Origin of the sequence: Enterobacter sp. HK169 (assembly GCF_001719105.1) — a bacterium.
Taxonomy (GTDB): Bacteria; Pseudomonadota; Gammaproteobacteria; order Enterobacterales; family Enterobacteriaceae; genus Enterobacter; species Enterobacter asburiae_B.
The window spans coordinates 4,146,900-4,163,200 of sequence record NZ_CP017087.1 but is presented as its reverse complement, the minus strand read 5'-3'; the positions used below and the strand labels follow the sequence as shown (position 1 = coordinate 4,163,200).

Sequence of the window (16,301 nt, the reverse complement as noted above, 5' to 3'; positions counted from 1 at the left end):
TCACACCGGAGCACTCTCCTGCCTGAACCGCCGCAATTCCACCAGCGCCACTAACAAAATCACGCCAATAATTGCCAGTACAAACCCGCCGCAGCTCGCCGAGGCCACCGGAGTCATCATCGCCCCCAGCCCGCCGAGGATCGCCGCACCAATCGCATCGCCCGTCACGTTCTGCGCCGTCCACAGGCCGTTAATGCGCCCGAGCATCCCTTCCGGCGTCTGGGTCTGGATCAGGGTGTACTGCAAAAGCGAGCTGATGGCGCTCAGCCAGCCGAAAATCACCAGACACAGCACCCCGAGCGCCCACACCGGCATCAGGCTGAAGAAGCCGATGGCGATAAACGACGCCAGCGTGGCAAGCAGCATAATCAGCCCCGGACGCGCGCCCTGCGCCAGGTTGCCGCTGGTCAGCGCCCCGCACGCCGCGCCGAGCGGAATGGCAGCGTAGAGAATGCCAATCTCCGAGGCGCTCATCTGCCACTCTCCCGCCAGCGCCGGGTAGAGCACGCGCACGGCGCTCGCCATGGTCAGCAGGCCGCCGAGCAGCGCAATCCCGCCAATCAGCGGGTTGCTGAACAGGAAACGAATCGCGGCCATCAGCGATTTCAGCGGATGCTCGCGCGGCTGCGGCGGAGGCGGCAGCAGCGGCAGGCGCAGCAGCGTCAGCGTGGTGATAAAGGTTCCCGCCGCCGCAAGCCCGTAGTTCCAGGCCACGTTGCCGGTCGCCAGCAGCAGGCCGCCCACCATCGGCGAAATCACCGAGCCCAGACGCACGGTGAGCATGGTGATCGCCCCCGCCTGCATCAGGTTCTCGCGCCCGACCAGCGCGGGCGTCGCCGCCAGCAGCGCCGTCACGCCCAGCGAGGCGAAGAAACCGTCCCACAGCCCCAGGGCATAAATCGCGATCAGCGACGGCTCCGGCAGCATCGCGTTCAGACACAGCCCAATAAAGCCCACGCCGCAGGTGCCGCGCGCCAGCAGGATCAGCTTTTTACGCTCGTAGCGGTCCGCCAGCACGCCGCCGACCATCAGGCCGATGAACATCGCCCCGCCGGTTAAGGTGACGGATAACCCCACCTGCCAGCTGGAGTGCGTCATGGTCTGGATCTGGACCGGCACGGCCACGCCGAGCAGCCCGAGGGACAAAATGGAGATAAAGCGAGCGATAAAAACGGCGCGATACGCCGGGTGCGTTTTCAGCAGGCTGAGGTTGAGCAGCCAGGATTTTTGATTCATGACAAAGCCTTGAGTCTATTTCTACCCATTCCATGGGCGCACATGCTAACATAGCCAAATAAGATAGATAACGATAATCACTATCATTATCAAATCATGGATGTTGCTATGTCGTTTTCCTCTTCCGCGGTGCGCGCCGTTGCCGTGCCCGTTTTATTGCTGCTGTTGATCCTTGCGACTGCACTCAGCCTGCTGGTCGGCGCGAAGCCGCTGCCCGCGTCCGTTATCGTTGATGCGCTCTCCGGCACCTGCCAGAGCGCCGACTGCGTCATCGTGCTCGACGCCCGACTGCCCCGCACGCTTGCCGGACTGCTGTCCGGTGGCGCGCTCGGCCTTGCCAGTGCCCTGATGCAAACCCTTACCCGTAACCCGCTGGCGGATCCCGGTATTCTCGGCGTTAACTCCGGCGCCAGCTTTGCCATCGTGCTCGGCGCGGCGCTGTTCGGGTTGACCTCGCCCTCCGAACAGCTGGTGATGGCCTTCTGCGGCGCGTTGGCCGCCTCGCTGGTGGTCGCCTTTACCGGCAGCCAGGGCGGCGGGCAGCTGAGCCTGGTACGCCTGACGCTTGCGGGCGTGGCGCTCGCGGCGGTGCTGGAGGGCTTGTCCAACGGCATCGCCCTGCTCAACCCGGACGTCTACGACCAGCTGCGCTTCTGGCAGGCCGGCTCGCTGGATATCCGCACCCTCGAAACCCTAAAAGTTGTGGCGATCCCGGTCATTATCGCCGCCGCCGTGGCGCTGTTTTTAAGCCGGTCGCTCAACAGCCTGAGCCTCGGCAGCGACACCGCGACCGCCCTCGGCAACCGCGTGGCGCGCACGCAGCTGATTGGACTTCTGGCGATCACGGTTCTGTGCGGCAGCGCGACCGCGGTAGTCGGCCCGATTGCCTTTATTGGCCTGATGATGCCGCACATGGCGCGCTGGCTGGTGGGCGCGGATCACCGCTGGTCGCTGCCGGTGACGCTGCTTGCCACCCCTGCCCTGCTGCTGTTTGCCGATGTGCTCGGTCGTCTGCTGGTGCCCGGCGAGCTGCGCGTCTCGGTGGTCAGCGCCTTTATCGGCGCGCCGGTGCTGATTTTCCTGGTACGCCGTAAACGCGGAGGTGGCGCATGATGGCCCCGTCCCGTCGTTTACTCACCAGCGTATGCCTGCTGACTATCGTCATTCTGCTGCTGGCTGTCTGGAGCCTGCGCAGCGGCGCGGTGACGCTCGACTTTACTCAGGTATTCAACGCCCTGCTCGGCAGCGCGCCGCGCAACATCACCATGGTGGTGACGGAGTGGCGACTGCCGCGCGTGGCGATGGCGATTCTGGTCGGCGCGGCGCTCGGCGTGAGCGGTGCGATATTCCAGTCGCTGATGCGCAACCCGCTCGGCAGCCCGGACGTGATGGGCCTTAACACCGGGGCCTGGAGCGGCGTGCTGGTGGCGATGGTGCTATTTGGTCAGCACCTGACGGCCATTACCTTTACGGCGATGGCGGGCGGCATTCTGACGTCATTACTGATCTGGGCGCTGGCCTGGCGCAACGGTATCGACACCTTTCGCCTGATCATCATCGGGATCGGCATCCGCGCCATGCTGATGGCCTTTAACACCTGGCTTTTACTGCAGGCCTCGCTGGAAACCGCGCTCTCCGCCGGGCTGTGGTACGCCGGATCGCTCAACGGCCTGACGTGGGGCAAAACCTGGCCCGCCGCGCCGCTGATTTTGCTGATGTTTATCGGCGCGCTGCTGCTGGTGCGGCGCATGCGTCTGCTGGAGATGGGCGACGACAGCGCCTGCGCGCTGGGCGTGGGCGTCGAGCGCTCGCGCCTGATGCTGATGCTGGTCGCCGTACTGCTGACCGCCGCCTCCACCGCGATTGCCGGGCCAATCTCGTTTATCGCCCTCGTGGCACCGCACATCGCCCGGCGACTTAGCGGCACGGCGCGCTGGGGATTAACCCAGGCGGCGCTGTGCGGCGCGCTGCTGCTGCTGGCCGCCGATCTCTGCGCCCAGCGGCTGTTTATGCCTTATCAACTGCCGGTGGGCGTGGTGACCGTCAGCCTCGGCGGGATTTACCTCATCGTCTTGCTCGTTCAGGAGTCACGCAGGAAATGACTGATTCAACCACCCGCTTGCGCGGCGAAAACTTAACCCTCTGCTACGGCAAAAAAATCATTGCCCGTGACTTATCCGTCGCCATTCCGGACGGCCATTTCACCGCGATTATCGGCCCGAACGGCTGCGGCAAATCGACCCTGCTGCGCACCCTGAGCCGCCTGATGACGCCGGCTGAAGGCAGCGTGTTCCTCGACGGGGAGCAGATCCAGCGCTTCGCCAGCAAAGAGGTGGCCAGACGCATCGGTCTGCTGGCGCAAAACGCCACCACGCCGGGCGACATCACGGTGCAGGAGCTGGTCTCGCGCGGGCGCTACCCGCATCAGCCGCTGTTTACCCGCTGGCGCAAAGAGGATGACGAGGCGGTGAACCGCGCGATGCTGGCGACGGGCATCACCGATCTTGCCCAGCAGAGCGTGGACACCCTCTCCGGCGGGCAGCGTCAGCGGGCGTGGATCGCCATGGTGCTGGCGCAGGAAACGTCGATCATGCTGCTGGACGAGCCGACAACCTGGCTCGACATCAGCCATCAGATTGACCTGCTGGAGCTGCTGAGCGAGCTGAACCGCACGCAGGGGTATACCCTGGCGGCGGTGCTGCACGACTTAAACCAGGCGTGCCGCTATGCGACGCATCTGATTGCGCTTCGCGACGGTGAGATCGTGGCGCAGGGCGCGCCGAAAGAGATTGTAACGCCGGAGCTGATCGAGCGGATCTACGGCATGCGCTGCATGATTATTGACGATCCGGTGGCGGGTACGCCGCTGGTGGTGCCGCTGGGCAAGCGTGCGGTCTGATGCCCTCACCCCGGCCCTCTCCCACAGGGAGAGGGAGCAAACCCAACAAACATCAACCACGGATGCGTAGGCCGGGTAAGGCGTAGCCGCCACCCGGCGCTTTTGACGTTACCCCAATATCTCCCTCAACACCGGCCCTATCTTCTCAAACGCCTGCGGTGAAATGATATCCACGTGGGCGCAGTCCTGGCTGTACACCTCAAGCTCCGCCACCCACGGCGCCCAGGCGACCTGCGGATCCATCGTTCGCGTGCGCTCGGCGACAAACAGCGTCGCTTTGCCGTCAAAGCGCGCGCTGCGCGCCGTGGTGAGCAGCCGCACCGCGTCGGCGTAGTTGCCCTCGATAGCGTTAAACAGCTCGCTGGAGCCCTGACCCTGCTGGGCGGCGATAAACGCCTGACGCTCGCGCTCGATTTCCGCCAGCACCTCGGGGTCGAGGCCGTTGGCCTCTTTCTCCGACCAGTTCTGGGTTTCCGGCGGCCAGGTGTCCAGCAGGCCGAGGAAGGCTACCGCTTCACCCTGCTCGCGCAGACGGGCGGCAATACCCTGCGCCAGCGTGCCGCCGAGGGAATAGCCGAACAGGTAATACGGCCCCTGCGGCTGCTGCTTACGCAGCGTAGCCAGGTGATGCTCAATCACCCCATCCAGATCCGCACGCTGCTGCATTGGACCGTCCGGACGCGGCGACTGAATGCCGACGATGGACCAGCGCGGGCTGAGGTAGCGTGCCAGGACGCTAAACTGCCAGGCAAAGCCGGACGCCGGATGGAAGCAGAACAGCGTCGGACCGTCGCTTTCGCGCAGCGGAAGAAGGGTTTCATACCCCAGACGCTGCGCCTGCTCGTCGCTCATCTGCGAGTCCAGCAGCGCGCTGAGCTTGCTCACCGTTGAGGCGACCATTATCTGCCCCGGCGTAACCTTGCGCTCGAACTCGCGGCTAAGCTGTGCCGCCAGGCGCATCGCCAGCAGCGAGTGTCCGCCGAGGGCAAAGAAGTCGGCGTCGATGTCGTTGACCTCGCAGCCCAGCAGGGCGGAAAACGCCTGCGCGACGGCGACTTCGGTTTCCGTCTCCGGCGCACGGCCGGAGGATTTACTCGTCAGCTCCGGCAGCGGCAGCGCCTTGCGATCCAGCTTGCCGTTCGCACTGAGCGGCAGCGCGCTGATTTGCAGCAGCACCACCGGCACCATATGCGGCGGCAGCTGTGCTTTTAGTGCTTCCATCAGCGCGTCGAGATCCAGCGGTAAGCCGGATTCGGAAACCACATACCCCACCAGCTGGCGGGCATCGCCGCCGGTGGCTGCCGCCTGGTTGAACACGCAGGCGTGCGCCACGGCCTGGGCCACGTCCGGCAGCGACAGCATCGCCCGGTCGATTTCGCCCAGCTCGATGCGCTGTCCGCGGATTTTTAACTGGTCATCGCTGCGGCCGAGATATTCCACCGCGCCGTTGTCCAGCCAGCGGGCAACGTCGCCGGTGCGGTACATCCGCTCGCCCGGGGCGAACGGGTCGGCAATAAAGCGGCTGGCGGTGAGGTCCGGACGGCCCAGATACCCCTGCGCCAGCTGAATGCCGGTGAGATACAGATCGCCCGCCACGCCGAACGGCACCGGGCGCATCATCGCATCCAGAATGCGCAGCCCCGTGTTCCACACCGGGAAGCCGATCGGCACGCTGTTGCCTTCCACCGCCGCCAGCTCGGGGCCAAACGCCGGATACCAGCTGACGTCCACCGCCGCTTCGGTTGGGCCATAGAGGTTGTGCAGCGGCGCACGGGTGAGCTGCTCCCACTCGCGGCACAGCCCGGTCGGCAGCGCTTCGCCGCTGCAGAACACCTGCTTAAGCGTCCTGCAGCAGTCGACGTTTTCCGGCGTCAGCGAGGCGACAAACGCCGCCAGCATCGACGGCACGAAGTGGGTAGTAGTCACGCCGTACTGCGCGAAGAAGCTCTGCATCGCCTGCGGGTCGCGGTGCGCGTCCGGCTCGGCCATCACCAGCTTCGCCCCGGCGATAAAGGGCCACCAGAACTCCCACACCGACACGTCAAAGCTGCACGGCGTTTTCTGCGCCACCACGTCAGTCGCGTCCAGCGGGTAGTGATCCTGCATCCACTTCAGGCGGTTAACGATGGCGGTATGGCCAACCATCACCCCTTTCGGACGCCCCGTCGAACCGGAAGTAAAGATGATGTACGCCGTCTGCTCCGGCTTCGCCAGTCGCAGCGGTTTTGCATCCGCAGCCGGTAAAAGGGTGTTGTAACTAAATGCACTAATCGGCAGATCGCTAAAGCGCGGAAGCTGCTCGTCGGTGGTAATGAGCAGGGATGGCTTCGCGTCCTCGAGCATCATCCGCAGGCGGTCGTCCGGGTAGCCGGTGTCGAGCGGCAGCCACGCGGCGCCGGCCTCGACGATGCCGTGCAGCGCCAGCGTCAGGAACACCGAGCGCGGCAGGGCCACCGCCACGCTGTCGCCCGGCTTCACGCCGCGCGCGCGCAGCAGGTTTGCCAGCGCCACCACCTGCTCGCGCATCTGGCGGTAGCTGAGCTCAATACGCGCGTCCGCCAGCGCGGGGGCGTCCGGCGTTTTGCTCGCCTGCTCCGCCACCAGATCCGCCAGCGTGGTGGCCGGCAGCGCCAGCCCGGTATCGTTGATGCGCGCAAGCCTCTGGTATTCCTGCTCTGAAACGGTTTCCACTTCGCCGCAGCGCAGGTCCGGGTTGGCCGCAAACTGCATCAGCATCGCGTTCAGGCGCGCGACGTGACGGGAAAGCGTCGCCTCATCGTAACGCTGCTTACTGGCGAGGATCTCAAGGCTCAATCCGCCCTGTTCGTCCGGGAACAGCGCCAGCTCAAGGTCGTTCACCGGGCCGGTGGCCAGCGTGTGGGTGATGGCCTCCACGCCGTCGATATCCAGCTGATAATCAAACACCTTCACGTTCAGCACCGGGCCAAACAGGGCTTCTTCGCCTGCGGCACGCCCGCTGTCGCGCACGATCTGCTCGGCGTCGTAGCGCTGGTGGCGGCGCATTTTTTTCAGCTGGTTGGCCAGGCGCAGCGCCAGTTCCGGCAGGCTCTCCTGCGGGTTGATATTCACCGCCAGCGGCAGGACGTTGAGCACCGGTCCGGTCGCGGTCAGCGCGGCGGAGCCCATGCGGCGCATAAAGATAAACCCGGCGGCGTAGTCCAGCCTTCCGGTCAGGCGGCCCAGCCACAGCGCCACCAGCGCAATAGCCAGATCGGTACGCTGCGCCTGCCCTGCCGCCTGCGCAAGCTGGCTAAAGGCGCGACCGTCGGCGGCGATTTTGAGGCGCAGAATATCGGTAGTGGCGGCGCGTCCCGGCAGCGGCGCGGAAGAGAGCGAGACCGGAGAAGGAAGCTGCCTGCGCTGCTCCGCCCAGAAGGCGCCGTCGCGCTGATACGCCTCGCTGTCGCGATAGCGCTGATACTCTTCCACCACTTCGGCAAATGGCGTAAACGGGGAGTCAGGAGTCGGTTCATCCTTTTTCCACGCGGCGTAAATCGCGGCGATCTGGCGGGTAATGGCCGGGAAGCTGAAGCCATCCACCACCAGATGGTGATAGCGCTGATACCAGTACCAGTGGCTTTCACCCACCTGAATCAGCTGGTGAAACGCCAGCGGCTGACCGCTGTCGACGCGCAGGTTCTGGTGGAGATCGGCCTCCATCAGCGCCACGGCATCTTCGTGAGAGGCAACGCGAACGATGGACGGCTCCGGCAGAATGAGGGTGTCATCCACCCACTGCCACACCTCGCCGTTATCCTCGGCAAAACGCATTCGCAGGGTATCGGCCTCCATCATGCCCTCAGCGATGGCTTTTGCCAGCAATGGCGCGTCGATATCGCCTTTTAGCTCGGTGTAGTGCGCCACGCTCCAGGCGTTTGGCAGGGAAGAAAGCTGTTCCGCCATCCAGATACCCGGCTGGGCGGCGACGAGGGGAAGACGGTTCATGCGCTCCCCTCCGCAAAATGGGACGGTTCAAGCGTGCGCCAGTGCCCGGTCAGCCACTGCTGGCACGCCTCCTGAGACTGCGCTTCGCACACCACGCGCCACCCCGCAGGCAGTTCGCACTGCTGCGGCCACAGGCTGTACTGCCCCTGGTCGTTTTGCAAAATGGCGAACTGTCCCTGCGGATTATCGAAAGGATTGCTGAATTCCATACAGACTCCGTTATTGAATGAGCGGCTGCCAGAGGGTCATCAGCCCCTGCGTCAGCCCACCGCGCCAGCAAAGCGCATCGTGTCCGCCGTCAACCTGACGCCAGGTAACCTGCTGCTGCGCGTGTAGTTCGGCGTAAATCGCCTGATTGGCATTGAAAATCAGCGGCTCGTTGCGCCCGGCTTCGAGGACGATACGCAGCCCGCTCGCGGTCAGCTCACCGGCTCTGAGCTGTTCGATGAGGCACCCTTCCTGCTGCCCACCGCGGTGCGGCCACCAGTACGAGCCGGACTGGCTCAGCACGCAGCCAAAACGCTGCGGCCAGCTGAGGCCAGCATAAAGCGAAGAGAGTCCGCCAAAGCTCTGGCCCGCCACCACGGTGCGGTCGGCGCGGTCGCAGAAGGGGGCGAGATGTTTTACAAGAGGGAGAAGTTCTTCCTGTACCGCCAGCCAGAAATCGGGGTTACAGGGCAATTCGCGGTTGCGGTGTTCCATGTCGATCGCATCGATTAATACGTAGACCGCAGGGGGCAGTTGGCGCCCGGTGGTGAGCGACGTCAGCGCAGGCCAGACGGGCATGCTTTCGGCCCAGAACTGCCCGTCGAGCAGCACCGCCAGCGGGCGCTCGGTGCCGTCGTCCCCGGTGGTAAAAATCCACACGCGGCGACGGTTGTTGAGACGCTCGCTGTTCCACTCAATGCAGACCGGCTGGTGATACTGCGTATCGGGATGGTCCCAGCCGGGCTGAACCGGCGCGTCCGGCATCTCCAGCGCAGAAACGGCATGACCGCGCCCGCCGCGCCAGCTCTGCCGATTCAGCGGGTCGGAAACCGCGTGCGGCAGCAGCCTGCGCCAGCCTTCGCGCAGCGCCATGCGGTCCGGCAGCTCGCCTTCAAACACGGTATCGGCAAAATCGTTTTCATTTACAGAAGGGATAAAACAGTAGCTCCCGCGCCACTCGGGGCTGAATTCGCCCTGCCACTGCCAGACGTCGGTATCCGGGATGCGCTCGAGGGACTGCGGGCGGGCATTTTGATGGTGATCGGTCACGCCGGTAACGTAGAGCCAGACGCGTTTGACCGATGAGGTTTTCTGCGTTCCTGCCGGATCCCGCCACCAGAAGGTGACGCGACAGTTCTCCTTCTGACGTTCCCATTCAGGTCCGTTTTTCGACTGCCACCACGCTTCACTTCCGGTTGTTAACGTCGTCACCCTTATAACCCCATGTTTCACAGTCTTTTTTGTTTTAGAGCAAATTTTATTGATAATATTATTGATAACTATTTGCATTTGCAATAGCGTAATGCCCGCGCTGTGGGAAGCGCGCTCATTAAATAACCATAAAAGCGGGACGTACAATGAATAAGAAGATTCACTCTCTGGCCTTGCTGGTCAATTTAGGGATTTATGGTGTCGCGTTGCCCGCCATGGCAGACGACAACACCGCCTCTGCGCAGCACGAAGATACGATGGTGATCACCGCCGCCGAGCAGAATTTACAGGCGCCGGGCGTGTCGACCATCACCGCCGACGAGATCCGCAAAAACCCGCCCGCGCGCGACGTGGCGGAAATCATCCGCACCATGCCGGGCGTTAACCTCACCGGGAACTCCACCAGCGGCCAGCGCGGAAACAACCGTCAGATTGACATTCGCGGCATGGGTCCGGAAAACACCCTAATCCTGATCGACGGCAAGCCGGTCACCAGCCGCAACTCTATTCGTCTGGGCTGGCGCGGCGAGCGTGACACCCGCGGCGATACCGGCTGGGTGCCGCCGGAGATGATCGAGCGTATCGAAGTGATCCGCGGTCCGGCAGCCGCGCGCTACGGCAACGGCGCGGCAGGCGGCGTGGTAAACATCATCACCAAAAAATTCGACGACCAGTGGCACGGCTCCTGGAACACCTACCTGAACGCGCCAGAACATAAGGACGAAGGTTCCACCAGGCGCACCAACTTCAGCCTGAGCGGCCCCCTGGGCGGCGACTTCAGCTTCCGCATGTTCGGTAACCTCGATAAAACCCAGGCCGACGCGTGGGATATCAACCAGGGCCACCAGTCCGATCGTACCGGTACCTACGCCAACACCCTGCCGGCTGGCCGTGAGGGCGTGGAAAACAAAGACATCAACGGCGTGGTGCGCTGGGACTTCGCGCCCATGCAGTCCCTGGAGTTCGAAGCGGGCTACAGCCGCCAGAACAACCTCTACGCGGGCGACACGCAGAACACCAACAACGACAGCGCGCTGGTGAAGAAGAATTACGGCAAAGAGACTAACCGTATCTACCGCCAGAACTTCGCGGTGACCTGGAACGGCGGCTGGGATAACGGCATCACCACCAGCAGCTGGGCGCAGTACGAACACACCCGCAACTCCCGCCTGGGCGAAGGTCTGGCGGGCGGGACGGAAGGCTTGTTCAACAGCAATAAATTTACCGACACCGACCTGGCCGACGTGATGCTGCACAGCGAAATCAACCTGCCGATTGATTTCCTCGTCAACCAGAACCTGACGCTGGGCACCGAGTGGAACCAGCAGCGCATGAAGGACTCCACCTCCTTCACGCAAACCCTGCAGGGCGGCACCGTTCCGGGCATGAGCAACGACCGCAGCCCGTACACCTCGGCGGAGATTTTCTCCCTGTTCGCCGAAAACAACATGGAGCTGACCGACAGCACCATGCTGACCCCTGCCCTGCGCTTCGATCACCACACCATCGTCGGCAACAACTGGAGCCCGTCCCTGAACCTTTCGCAAGGTCTGGGCGATGACTTCACGCTGAAGATGGGGATCGCGCGCGCCTATAAAGCGCCGAGCCTTTACCAGACCAACCCGAACTACCTGCTCTACAGCAAAGGCCAGGGCTGCTACGCCAGCTCGGACGGCGTGGGCTGCTACATGATGGGCAACGACGACCTGAAAGCCGAAACCAGCATCAACAAAGAGATTGGTCTGGAGTGGAAACGCGACGGCTGGCTGGCGGGCGTGACCTGGTTCCGCAACGACTATCGTGACAAGATTGAAGCGGGCTACGCGCCGATCGGTCACACCTCTTCCGGTAAAGTGCAGACGGATATCTACCAGTGGGAAAACGTTCCGAAAGCGGTCGTCGAAGGGCTGGAAGGCTCCCTGAACGTGCCGGTCAGCGACACAATCAACTGGACCAACAACATCACCTGGATGCTGCAGAGCAAGAACAAGGAGACCGGTGACCGTCTGTCGATCATTCCGGAGTACACGCTGAACTCGACCCTGAGCTGGCAGGTTCATCAGGACGTGTCGCTCCAGTCGACCTTTACCTGGTACGGCAAGCAGCAGCCGAAGAAGTACAACTACAAAGGTCAGCCGGTGACCGGGTCTGAGAAAGACGAAATCAGTCCGTACAGCATCGTTGGCCTGAGCGCGACCTGGGACATGACCAAAAACGTTAGTCTGACCGGCGGCGTGGATAACGTCTTCGACAAGCGTCAGTGGCGCGCGGGTAATGCCCAGACGACCGGAAATGCCACCACCGGTGCGTATATGTACGGTGCTGGAGCGTATACGTATAATGAGCCGGGCCGTACCTGGTACATGAGCGTGAATACGCGTTTCTGATTCAGGCAGTAACTCCCCCCTCTCCCCGTGGGAGAGGGCCGGGGTGAGGGCATCAGGCCGCACAATTCTGAAGGGAAAAACATGCACACAACCCACACCACGTTCATTATTGCCGGCCACACCGTCCACCACGTCACCTTCGCCCCCACCACCTTCACCGACGCCGACCTTCTCTGGCTCCCCCACTACGCTGAGCTTTTAAACGCCGGACGCAAACGCAAAGCCGAGCATCTGGCAGGCCGCATCGCCGCCGCGCATGCGCTCGGTGCGATAAATGAACGCGCGATCCCCGGCATCGGCCCCAGCGGCGAACCGCTCTGGCCGGAAGGGGTTTCGGGAAGCATTACCCACAGCGGCACGCAGGCGATGGCGGTTGCCGTCCGTCATCAAGATGCGCTCGTAGGTATTGATTGCGAAGCCATTCTTCCAGACCACGAAGCCCGCGAAATCCAGGACGGCATCGTTGATGCGCAGGAAGCGATGTACCTGACGCACTCGGGCTACCCTTTTGCGCTGGCGCTGACGCTGGCATTTAGCGCCAAAGAGAGTTTGTTTAAGGCGCTCTTTCCAAAGGCAAATACTTACATGGGGTTTGAGTGGGCGAGAGTCACAGAGTTAATGGAAAAAACAATCACGCTGGCGCTTTCGAACCCGGCTGGAGGCTATCCTGAGGGTAAACGCTTCATCCTCATCTGGCAGAATAATGATACGAGCGTGTTTACGCTGCTAAAAGCCTGATGGCGCTACGCTTATCAGGTCTTCGGTAAAGCGGTGTTGTAGGCCGGGTAAGGCATCGCCGCCACCCGGCATAAATTGTACAGATAGATATCAGCTCACTGCCCCGCAAGCGCTCTGAAAAACGCGGGATTATCTCTAATCACATTTAGCACTTTCGCCGCTAATCCCGTTGGGTTTCGCCGTTTCGACTCCCAGCTTTTAATCGTATCAACGCTTGTACCCAGAGCCTTCGCCATTTCGCTTTGAGTGACATTTAACTGCTCTCTTATCGCCCGAACGTCCGCGACTTCATAGCGAGTGACTCGTGATGGCGTTTTCTTACCACGTTGGATCTCGGCTGCCTCTTCAAGCGAAGCCTTCAGTTCATCAAAGATACTCATTGCCTGCCCCTTCTTGCCTGATGGAGTACATAGTACACCTTTAATTGACGGAACTGGAAGCGCTATTGGTGAGAATAGACGTGAGTTTTCTGAGTTCGGCTTTCTCTACATCGTTTAGGCTGTCCTTCATGCTTTTTGGATAGGCCATGAGGAAAAAAATCACCTCTTCAGTAGCCAGAAAGTAGATGACCCTGGCCCCGCCGCTTTTTCCCTTTGAGCCAACAGCCATTCTTATTTTACGTAGCCCGCCTGTATGCTGGATCAAATCGCCTTTATGAGGCCAGGCAATGAGTTCCTTTTGGAGATCCCTTAATTCATCATCCGTAGCAATACTTTTGAACTGCCGGGTAAAAAGTGATGTTTCGATAAATTCTATCGCGTGGCTCATGCATGATTCCTTCCCTGATGCAGCAAAAGCCTGAATGCTTCAGCATCAGGCTTTTGCTGCAATATGACTCTTCCATGAGTAATATCGCATTGAATAACTGTATTTATATACAGACATATTGTTATTTAAGAATCCGTTTAGACATCCGGGAACATCACGCTATTCCCCGGCGCTTCCCTGTGCAGATGGATAAAGTTCAGGTGCCGTTCATACTGGTCCAGAATGTCCGTAATCACCTGCTCCTTGCTGTAGTCCATCAAATCATTCCCCTGGCTCCCTTCCAGCAGGAAGGTCTCAAGCCGGTAGTAGGTCGATTTCCCGCTGCGCGCCCGGTAGGTAAACCCGGGTACCGAATACTGCTGCGGCCAGATCTGATAAACAAAGTTCTGCTCGTCGCCCATGTGCACCAGCAGATCCAGGTGCCCCAGGGTCTCGCCCTCCTCCGGCGGCAGGTTTTTCAGCTCCACGTACGCACCGCGCAGCTTCAGCTCCTGCGCGACCTCTTCCATCGCCGGGAAGCAGACCGTCTCCATCATCTGTTTGGTGTAGCGCGTGCCCGGGTAGTTCATCAGGCGCGAGAGACGTTTCTTCCAGCTCAGCCGGTCCTGCGCGCCCATCGGACGCGGCGCGGTGTCGCGGCTGGCGCTGACGCGGCGGTAGTCTTCCACCTTGAGCGATTTATACAGCCCGGCCATCACGAAGAAGATGACGAAGCTGAACGGCAGGCCCATGATCACCGTGGTGTTCTGCAACGCCGAAATGCCGTTGGTCATCAGCATGCCGAGCGTCAGCAGGCCGATGGCGACGGACCAGAAGATGCGCAGCCAGTTCGGCGCATCGCTGTTGATGTCTTTGAGCTTCGAGGTGAAGTTGCCCAGCACCAGCGCGCCGGAATCCGCCGAGGTGACGTAAAACAGCAGGCCGGTGATGGTCGCCACGGAGGCGCTAAAGGTAAACGCCGGGTACTGCGCCAGCAGGCTGTAGAAGCCGCGCTCCGGGTGCGCCATCGCTTCCTGCGCGAAGGTGGCATTGCCGTGGATGATCTCATGCAGCGCGCTGTTGCCGAAAATCGACAGCCACAGCAGGGTAAAGGTGAACGGGATTATCAGCGTGCCCATCACGAACTGGCGGATGGTGCGGCCACGCGAAATACGCGCCAGGAACAGGCCGACAAACGGCGACCACGCCACCCACCACGCCCAGAAGAACAGCGTCCAGTTGTTCATCCACTCTACCGGGCGGTCGAAAGCGAAGCTGTTCAGTGTCATGCCCATAAAGCGGTTTACGTAGTCGCCCACGTTGAGCACTAGGGCATTGAGCAGGAACGAGGTATCGCCCATAAACAGCACGAACAGGATCAGGCCCAGCGCCAGCGCCACGTTCAGCTCGGAGAGCACGCGGATGCCTTTATCCACGCCCGACGTCACCGAGATGGTGGCGATAATCACCGACAGCGCTATCAGCGCCGCTTTGGCCGCCATCGAATCCGGGATATCAAACAGCACGCTCAGCCCGTAGTTGAGCTGCACCACGCCAATCCCAAGCGTCGTCGCAATACCAAAGATGGTGCCGATCACCGCCGCGATATCGACGCTGTGGCCAATCGGGCCGTTAATCTTTTTACCGAAGATCGGGTACAGCGCGGAGCGGATGGTGAGAGGCAAATTATAACGATAGCTAAAGTATCCGAGCGCCATGCCCATCAGGGCGTACATCGACCAGCCCGTCAGGCCGTAGTGGAACAGTGTCCAGACCATCGCCTGGCGCGCGGCCTCCATCGTCTGCCCCGCCCCTTCCGGCGGCTGCATATACTGCGTGACCGGTTCCGCCACGGAGAAGAACATCAGGTCAATGCCGATACCCGCGGCAAACAGCATCGCGGCCCAGCTCAGCAGGCTGAATTCGGGCTTGGACTGCTCAGGCCCGAGCTTCACGGAACCAAAGCGCGAGCAGGCAATGCAGACCACGAAGACGATATAGAGCGTCGCGGCCAGCAGATAGTACCAGCCGAAGGTCTTCGACACCCAGTTCAGGGTGCGCCCAATCCACTCGGCAGAAAAATCACGAAAGAAGATGGTCGTCAGGGAAAACAACAAAATCAGCCCGGCGGACGTATAAAAAACGACCGGGTTGATTTTGTCTTTTTCTCTGTCTTGTGAAAGGTCTGTCATCCAGTATCCCCACTGTTTTTGTAACTATTGAAATCCAAATCCGCAACAATTAAGACACATTTTATATTGAACGTCCAATCAAAAACCGCTTTAATGTATTACCAACGCTGATGAATGGAGTGGCAAAAATGCCCAAAGTGGGGATGCAGCCGATCCGGCGCAGGCAGCTTATCGACGCCACGCTGGAAGCAATAAATGAAGTGGGAATGCACGACGCGACGATCGCGCAGATCGCCCGTCGGGCGGGCGTTTCCACGGGGATCATCAGTCACTACTTCAAAGACAAAAACGGTCTGCTGGAAGCGACCATGCGCGACATTACCGGCCAGCTGCGCGACGCGGTTTTGAGCCGCTTACGCGCCCTGCCGGACGGCAGCGCGGAGCAACGCCTGCAGGCCATTGTCGGCGGCAATTTTGATGAAACCCAGACCAGCGGCGCGGCAATGAAGGCCTGGCTGGCCTTCTGGGCGAGCAGCATGCACCAGCCGATGCTCTACCGCCTGCAGCAGGTGAGCAGCCGTCGCTTGTTGTCAAACCTGGTGTACGAGTTCCGCCGTGAGCTGCCGCGCGAACAGGCTGAAGAGGCGGGCTACGGCCTGGCGGCCCTGATCGACGGGCTGTGGCTGCGCGCCGCGCTGAGCGGCAAGCCGCTGGATAAGACCCTGGCGCAGTCGCTCACCAGCCACTTTATCAGCCAGCATTTACCGACCGAATAAC

Annotated in this window: 13 protein-coding genes; 6 read left to right on the top strand and 7 right to left on the bottom strand. The window is 61.5% G+C overall.

What is annotated here, in order from left to right:
* Complete coding sequence (gene entS, locus EnteroDNA1_RS19720; protein ID WP_069303800.1) at positions 1-1,236, bottom strand: enterobactin transporter EntS; 1,236 nt, start codon at positions 1,234-1,236, stop codon at positions 1-3.
* A gap of 108 nt (positions 1,237-1,344) precedes the next feature.
* Here entS and fepD point away from each other — a divergent pair, with 108 nt between their 5' ends.
* Genes fepD through fepC form a run of 3 tightly spaced genes read left to right on the top strand, consistent with a single transcriptional unit; the run spans position 1,345 to position 4,135 of the window.
* Positions 1,345-2,349: a Fe(3+)-siderophore ABC transporter permease gene (fepD, locus tag EnteroDNA1_RS19715; RefSeq protein ID WP_069303799.1), complete on the top strand. Its 1,005-nt coding sequence runs from the start codon at positions 1,345-1,347 to the stop codon at positions 2,347-2,349.
* Entirely contained in the window at positions 2,349-3,338 is a 990-nt protein-coding gene (gene fepG, locus EnteroDNA1_RS19710; RefSeq protein ID WP_072196612.1) for an iron-enterobactin ABC transporter permease, read from the top strand. The genes fepD and fepG overlap by 1 nt, the downstream gene beginning before the upstream one ends.
* Positions 3,335-4,135 carry an iron-enterobactin ABC transporter ATP-binding protein gene (gene fepC, locus EnteroDNA1_RS19705; protein WP_033144891.1) on the top strand — a complete coding sequence of 267 codons (801 nt, stop codon included), beginning with the start codon at positions 3,335-3,337 and terminating at the stop codon, positions 4,133-4,135. The genes fepG and fepC overlap by 4 nt, the downstream gene beginning before the upstream one ends.
* Positions 4,136-4,243: 108 nt before the next feature.
* Here fepC and entF read toward each other — a convergent pair whose 3' ends face one another.
* Genes entF through fes form a run of 3 tightly spaced genes read right to left on the bottom strand, consistent with a single transcriptional unit; the run spans position 4,244 to position 9,520 of the window.
* A complete protein-coding gene (gene entF / locus EnteroDNA1_RS19700) occupies positions 4,244-8,101 on the bottom strand; it encodes an enterobactin non-ribosomal peptide synthetase EntF (protein WP_069303798.1) in 3,858 nt (1,285 codons plus the stop codon).
* Positions 8,098-8,310, bottom strand: a complete 213-nt coding sequence (locus tag EnteroDNA1_RS19695) for an MbtH family protein (protein ID WP_064673619.1) — start codon at positions 8,308-8,310, stop codon at positions 8,098-8,100. Before EnteroDNA1_RS19695 ends, entF begins: the two co-directional genes overlap by 4 nt.
* A gap of 10 nt (positions 8,311-8,320) precedes the next feature.
* Positions 8,321-9,520, bottom strand: a complete 1,200-nt coding sequence (gene fes, locus EnteroDNA1_RS19690) for an enterochelin esterase (protein ID WP_069303797.1) — start codon at positions 9,518-9,520, stop codon at positions 8,321-8,323.
* Between the two features lie 146 nt (positions 9,521-9,666).
* Here fes and EnteroDNA1_RS19685 point away from each other — a divergent pair, with 146 nt between their 5' ends.
* Positions 9,667-11,907, top strand: a complete 2,241-nt coding sequence (locus EnteroDNA1_RS19685) for a TonB-dependent siderophore receptor (protein ID WP_069303796.1) — start codon at positions 9,667-9,669, stop codon at positions 11,905-11,907.
* Positions 11,908-11,988: 81 nt separating this feature from the next.
* A complete protein-coding gene (entD, locus tag EnteroDNA1_RS19680; protein ID WP_069303795.1) occupies positions 11,989-12,645 on the top strand; it encodes an enterobactin synthase subunit EntD in 657 nt (218 codons plus the stop codon).
* 95 nt (positions 12,646-12,740) lie between these two features.
* Here entD and nadS read toward each other — a convergent pair whose 3' ends face one another.
* The 3 genes from nadS to betT all read right to left on the bottom strand — a co-directional run bounded on the left by nadS (position 12,741) and on the right by betT (position 15,584).
* Positions 12,741-13,025: a NadS family protein gene (gene nadS, locus EnteroDNA1_RS19675; RefSeq protein ID WP_033144885.1), complete on the bottom strand. Its 285-nt coding sequence runs from the start codon at positions 13,023-13,025 to the stop codon at positions 12,741-12,743.
* 40 nt (positions 13,026-13,065) lie between these two features.
* Positions 13,066-13,413 (bottom strand): type II toxin-antitoxin system RelE/ParE family toxin, encoded by a 348-nt coding sequence (locus tag EnteroDNA1_RS19670; RefSeq protein WP_069303794.1) that lies wholly within the window; start codon positions 13,411-13,413, stop codon positions 13,066-13,068.
* A 137-nt stretch (positions 13,414-13,550) separates the two neighbouring features.
* On the bottom strand, positions 13,551-15,584 hold the full coding sequence (gene betT / locus EnteroDNA1_RS19665) for a choline BCCT transporter BetT (protein WP_029741651.1): 2,034 nt from the start codon (positions 15,582-15,584) through the stop codon (positions 13,551-13,553).
* 128 nt (positions 15,585-15,712) lie between these two features.
* Between betT and betI the strand changes: the two genes are divergently transcribed.
* Positions 15,713-16,300, top strand: a complete 588-nt coding sequence (gene betI / locus EnteroDNA1_RS19660; protein WP_032662864.1) for a transcriptional regulator BetI — start codon at positions 15,713-15,715, stop codon at positions 16,298-16,300.
* Position 16,301 lies beyond the last annotated feature (1 nt).

Bases quoted from the DNA above. Each gene is read 5' to 3' on its own strand.
- EnteroDNA1_RS19685 (WP_069303796.1), top strand. From the start codon at position 9,667: ATGAATAAGAAGATTCACTCTCTGGCCTTGCTGGTCAATTTAGGGATT.
- EnteroDNA1_RS19695 (WP_064673619.1), bottom strand. From the start codon at position 8,310: ATGGAATTCAGCAATCCTTTCGATAATCCGCAGGGACAGTTCGCCATT.
- entF (WP_069303798.1), bottom strand. From the start codon at position 8,101: ATGAACCGTCTTCCCCTCGTCGCCGCCCAGCCGGGTATCTGGATGGCG.
- EnteroDNA1_RS19670 (WP_069303794.1), bottom strand. From the start codon at position 13,413: ATGAGCCACGCGATAGAATTTATCGAAACATCACTTTTTACCCGGCAG.
- betT (WP_029741651.1), bottom strand. From the start codon at position 15,584: ATGACAGACCTTTCACAAGACAGAGAAAAAGACAAAATCAACCCGGTC.
- nadS (WP_033144885.1), bottom strand. From the start codon at position 13,025: ATGAGTATCTTTGATGAACTGAAGGCTTCGCTTGAAGAGGCAGCCGAG.
- fepD (WP_069303799.1), top strand. From the start codon at position 1,345: ATGTCGTTTTCCTCTTCCGCGGTGCGCGCCGTTGCCGTGCCCGTTTTA.
- fepC (WP_033144891.1), top strand. From the start codon at position 3,335: ATGACTGATTCAACCACCCGCTTGCGCGGCGAAAACTTAACCCTCTGC.
- entS (WP_069303800.1), bottom strand. From the start codon at position 1,236: ATGAATCAAAAATCCTGGCTGCTCAACCTCAGCCTGCTGAAAACGCAC.
- fepG (WP_072196612.1), top strand. From the start codon at position 2,349: ATGGCCCCGTCCCGTCGTTTACTCACCAGCGTATGCCTGCTGACTATC.
- betI (WP_032662864.1), top strand. From the start codon at position 15,713: ATGCCCAAAGTGGGGATGCAGCCGATCCGGCGCAGGCAGCTTATCGAC.
- entD (WP_069303795.1), top strand. From the start codon at position 11,989: ATGCACACAACCCACACCACGTTCATTATTGCCGGCCACACCGTCCAC.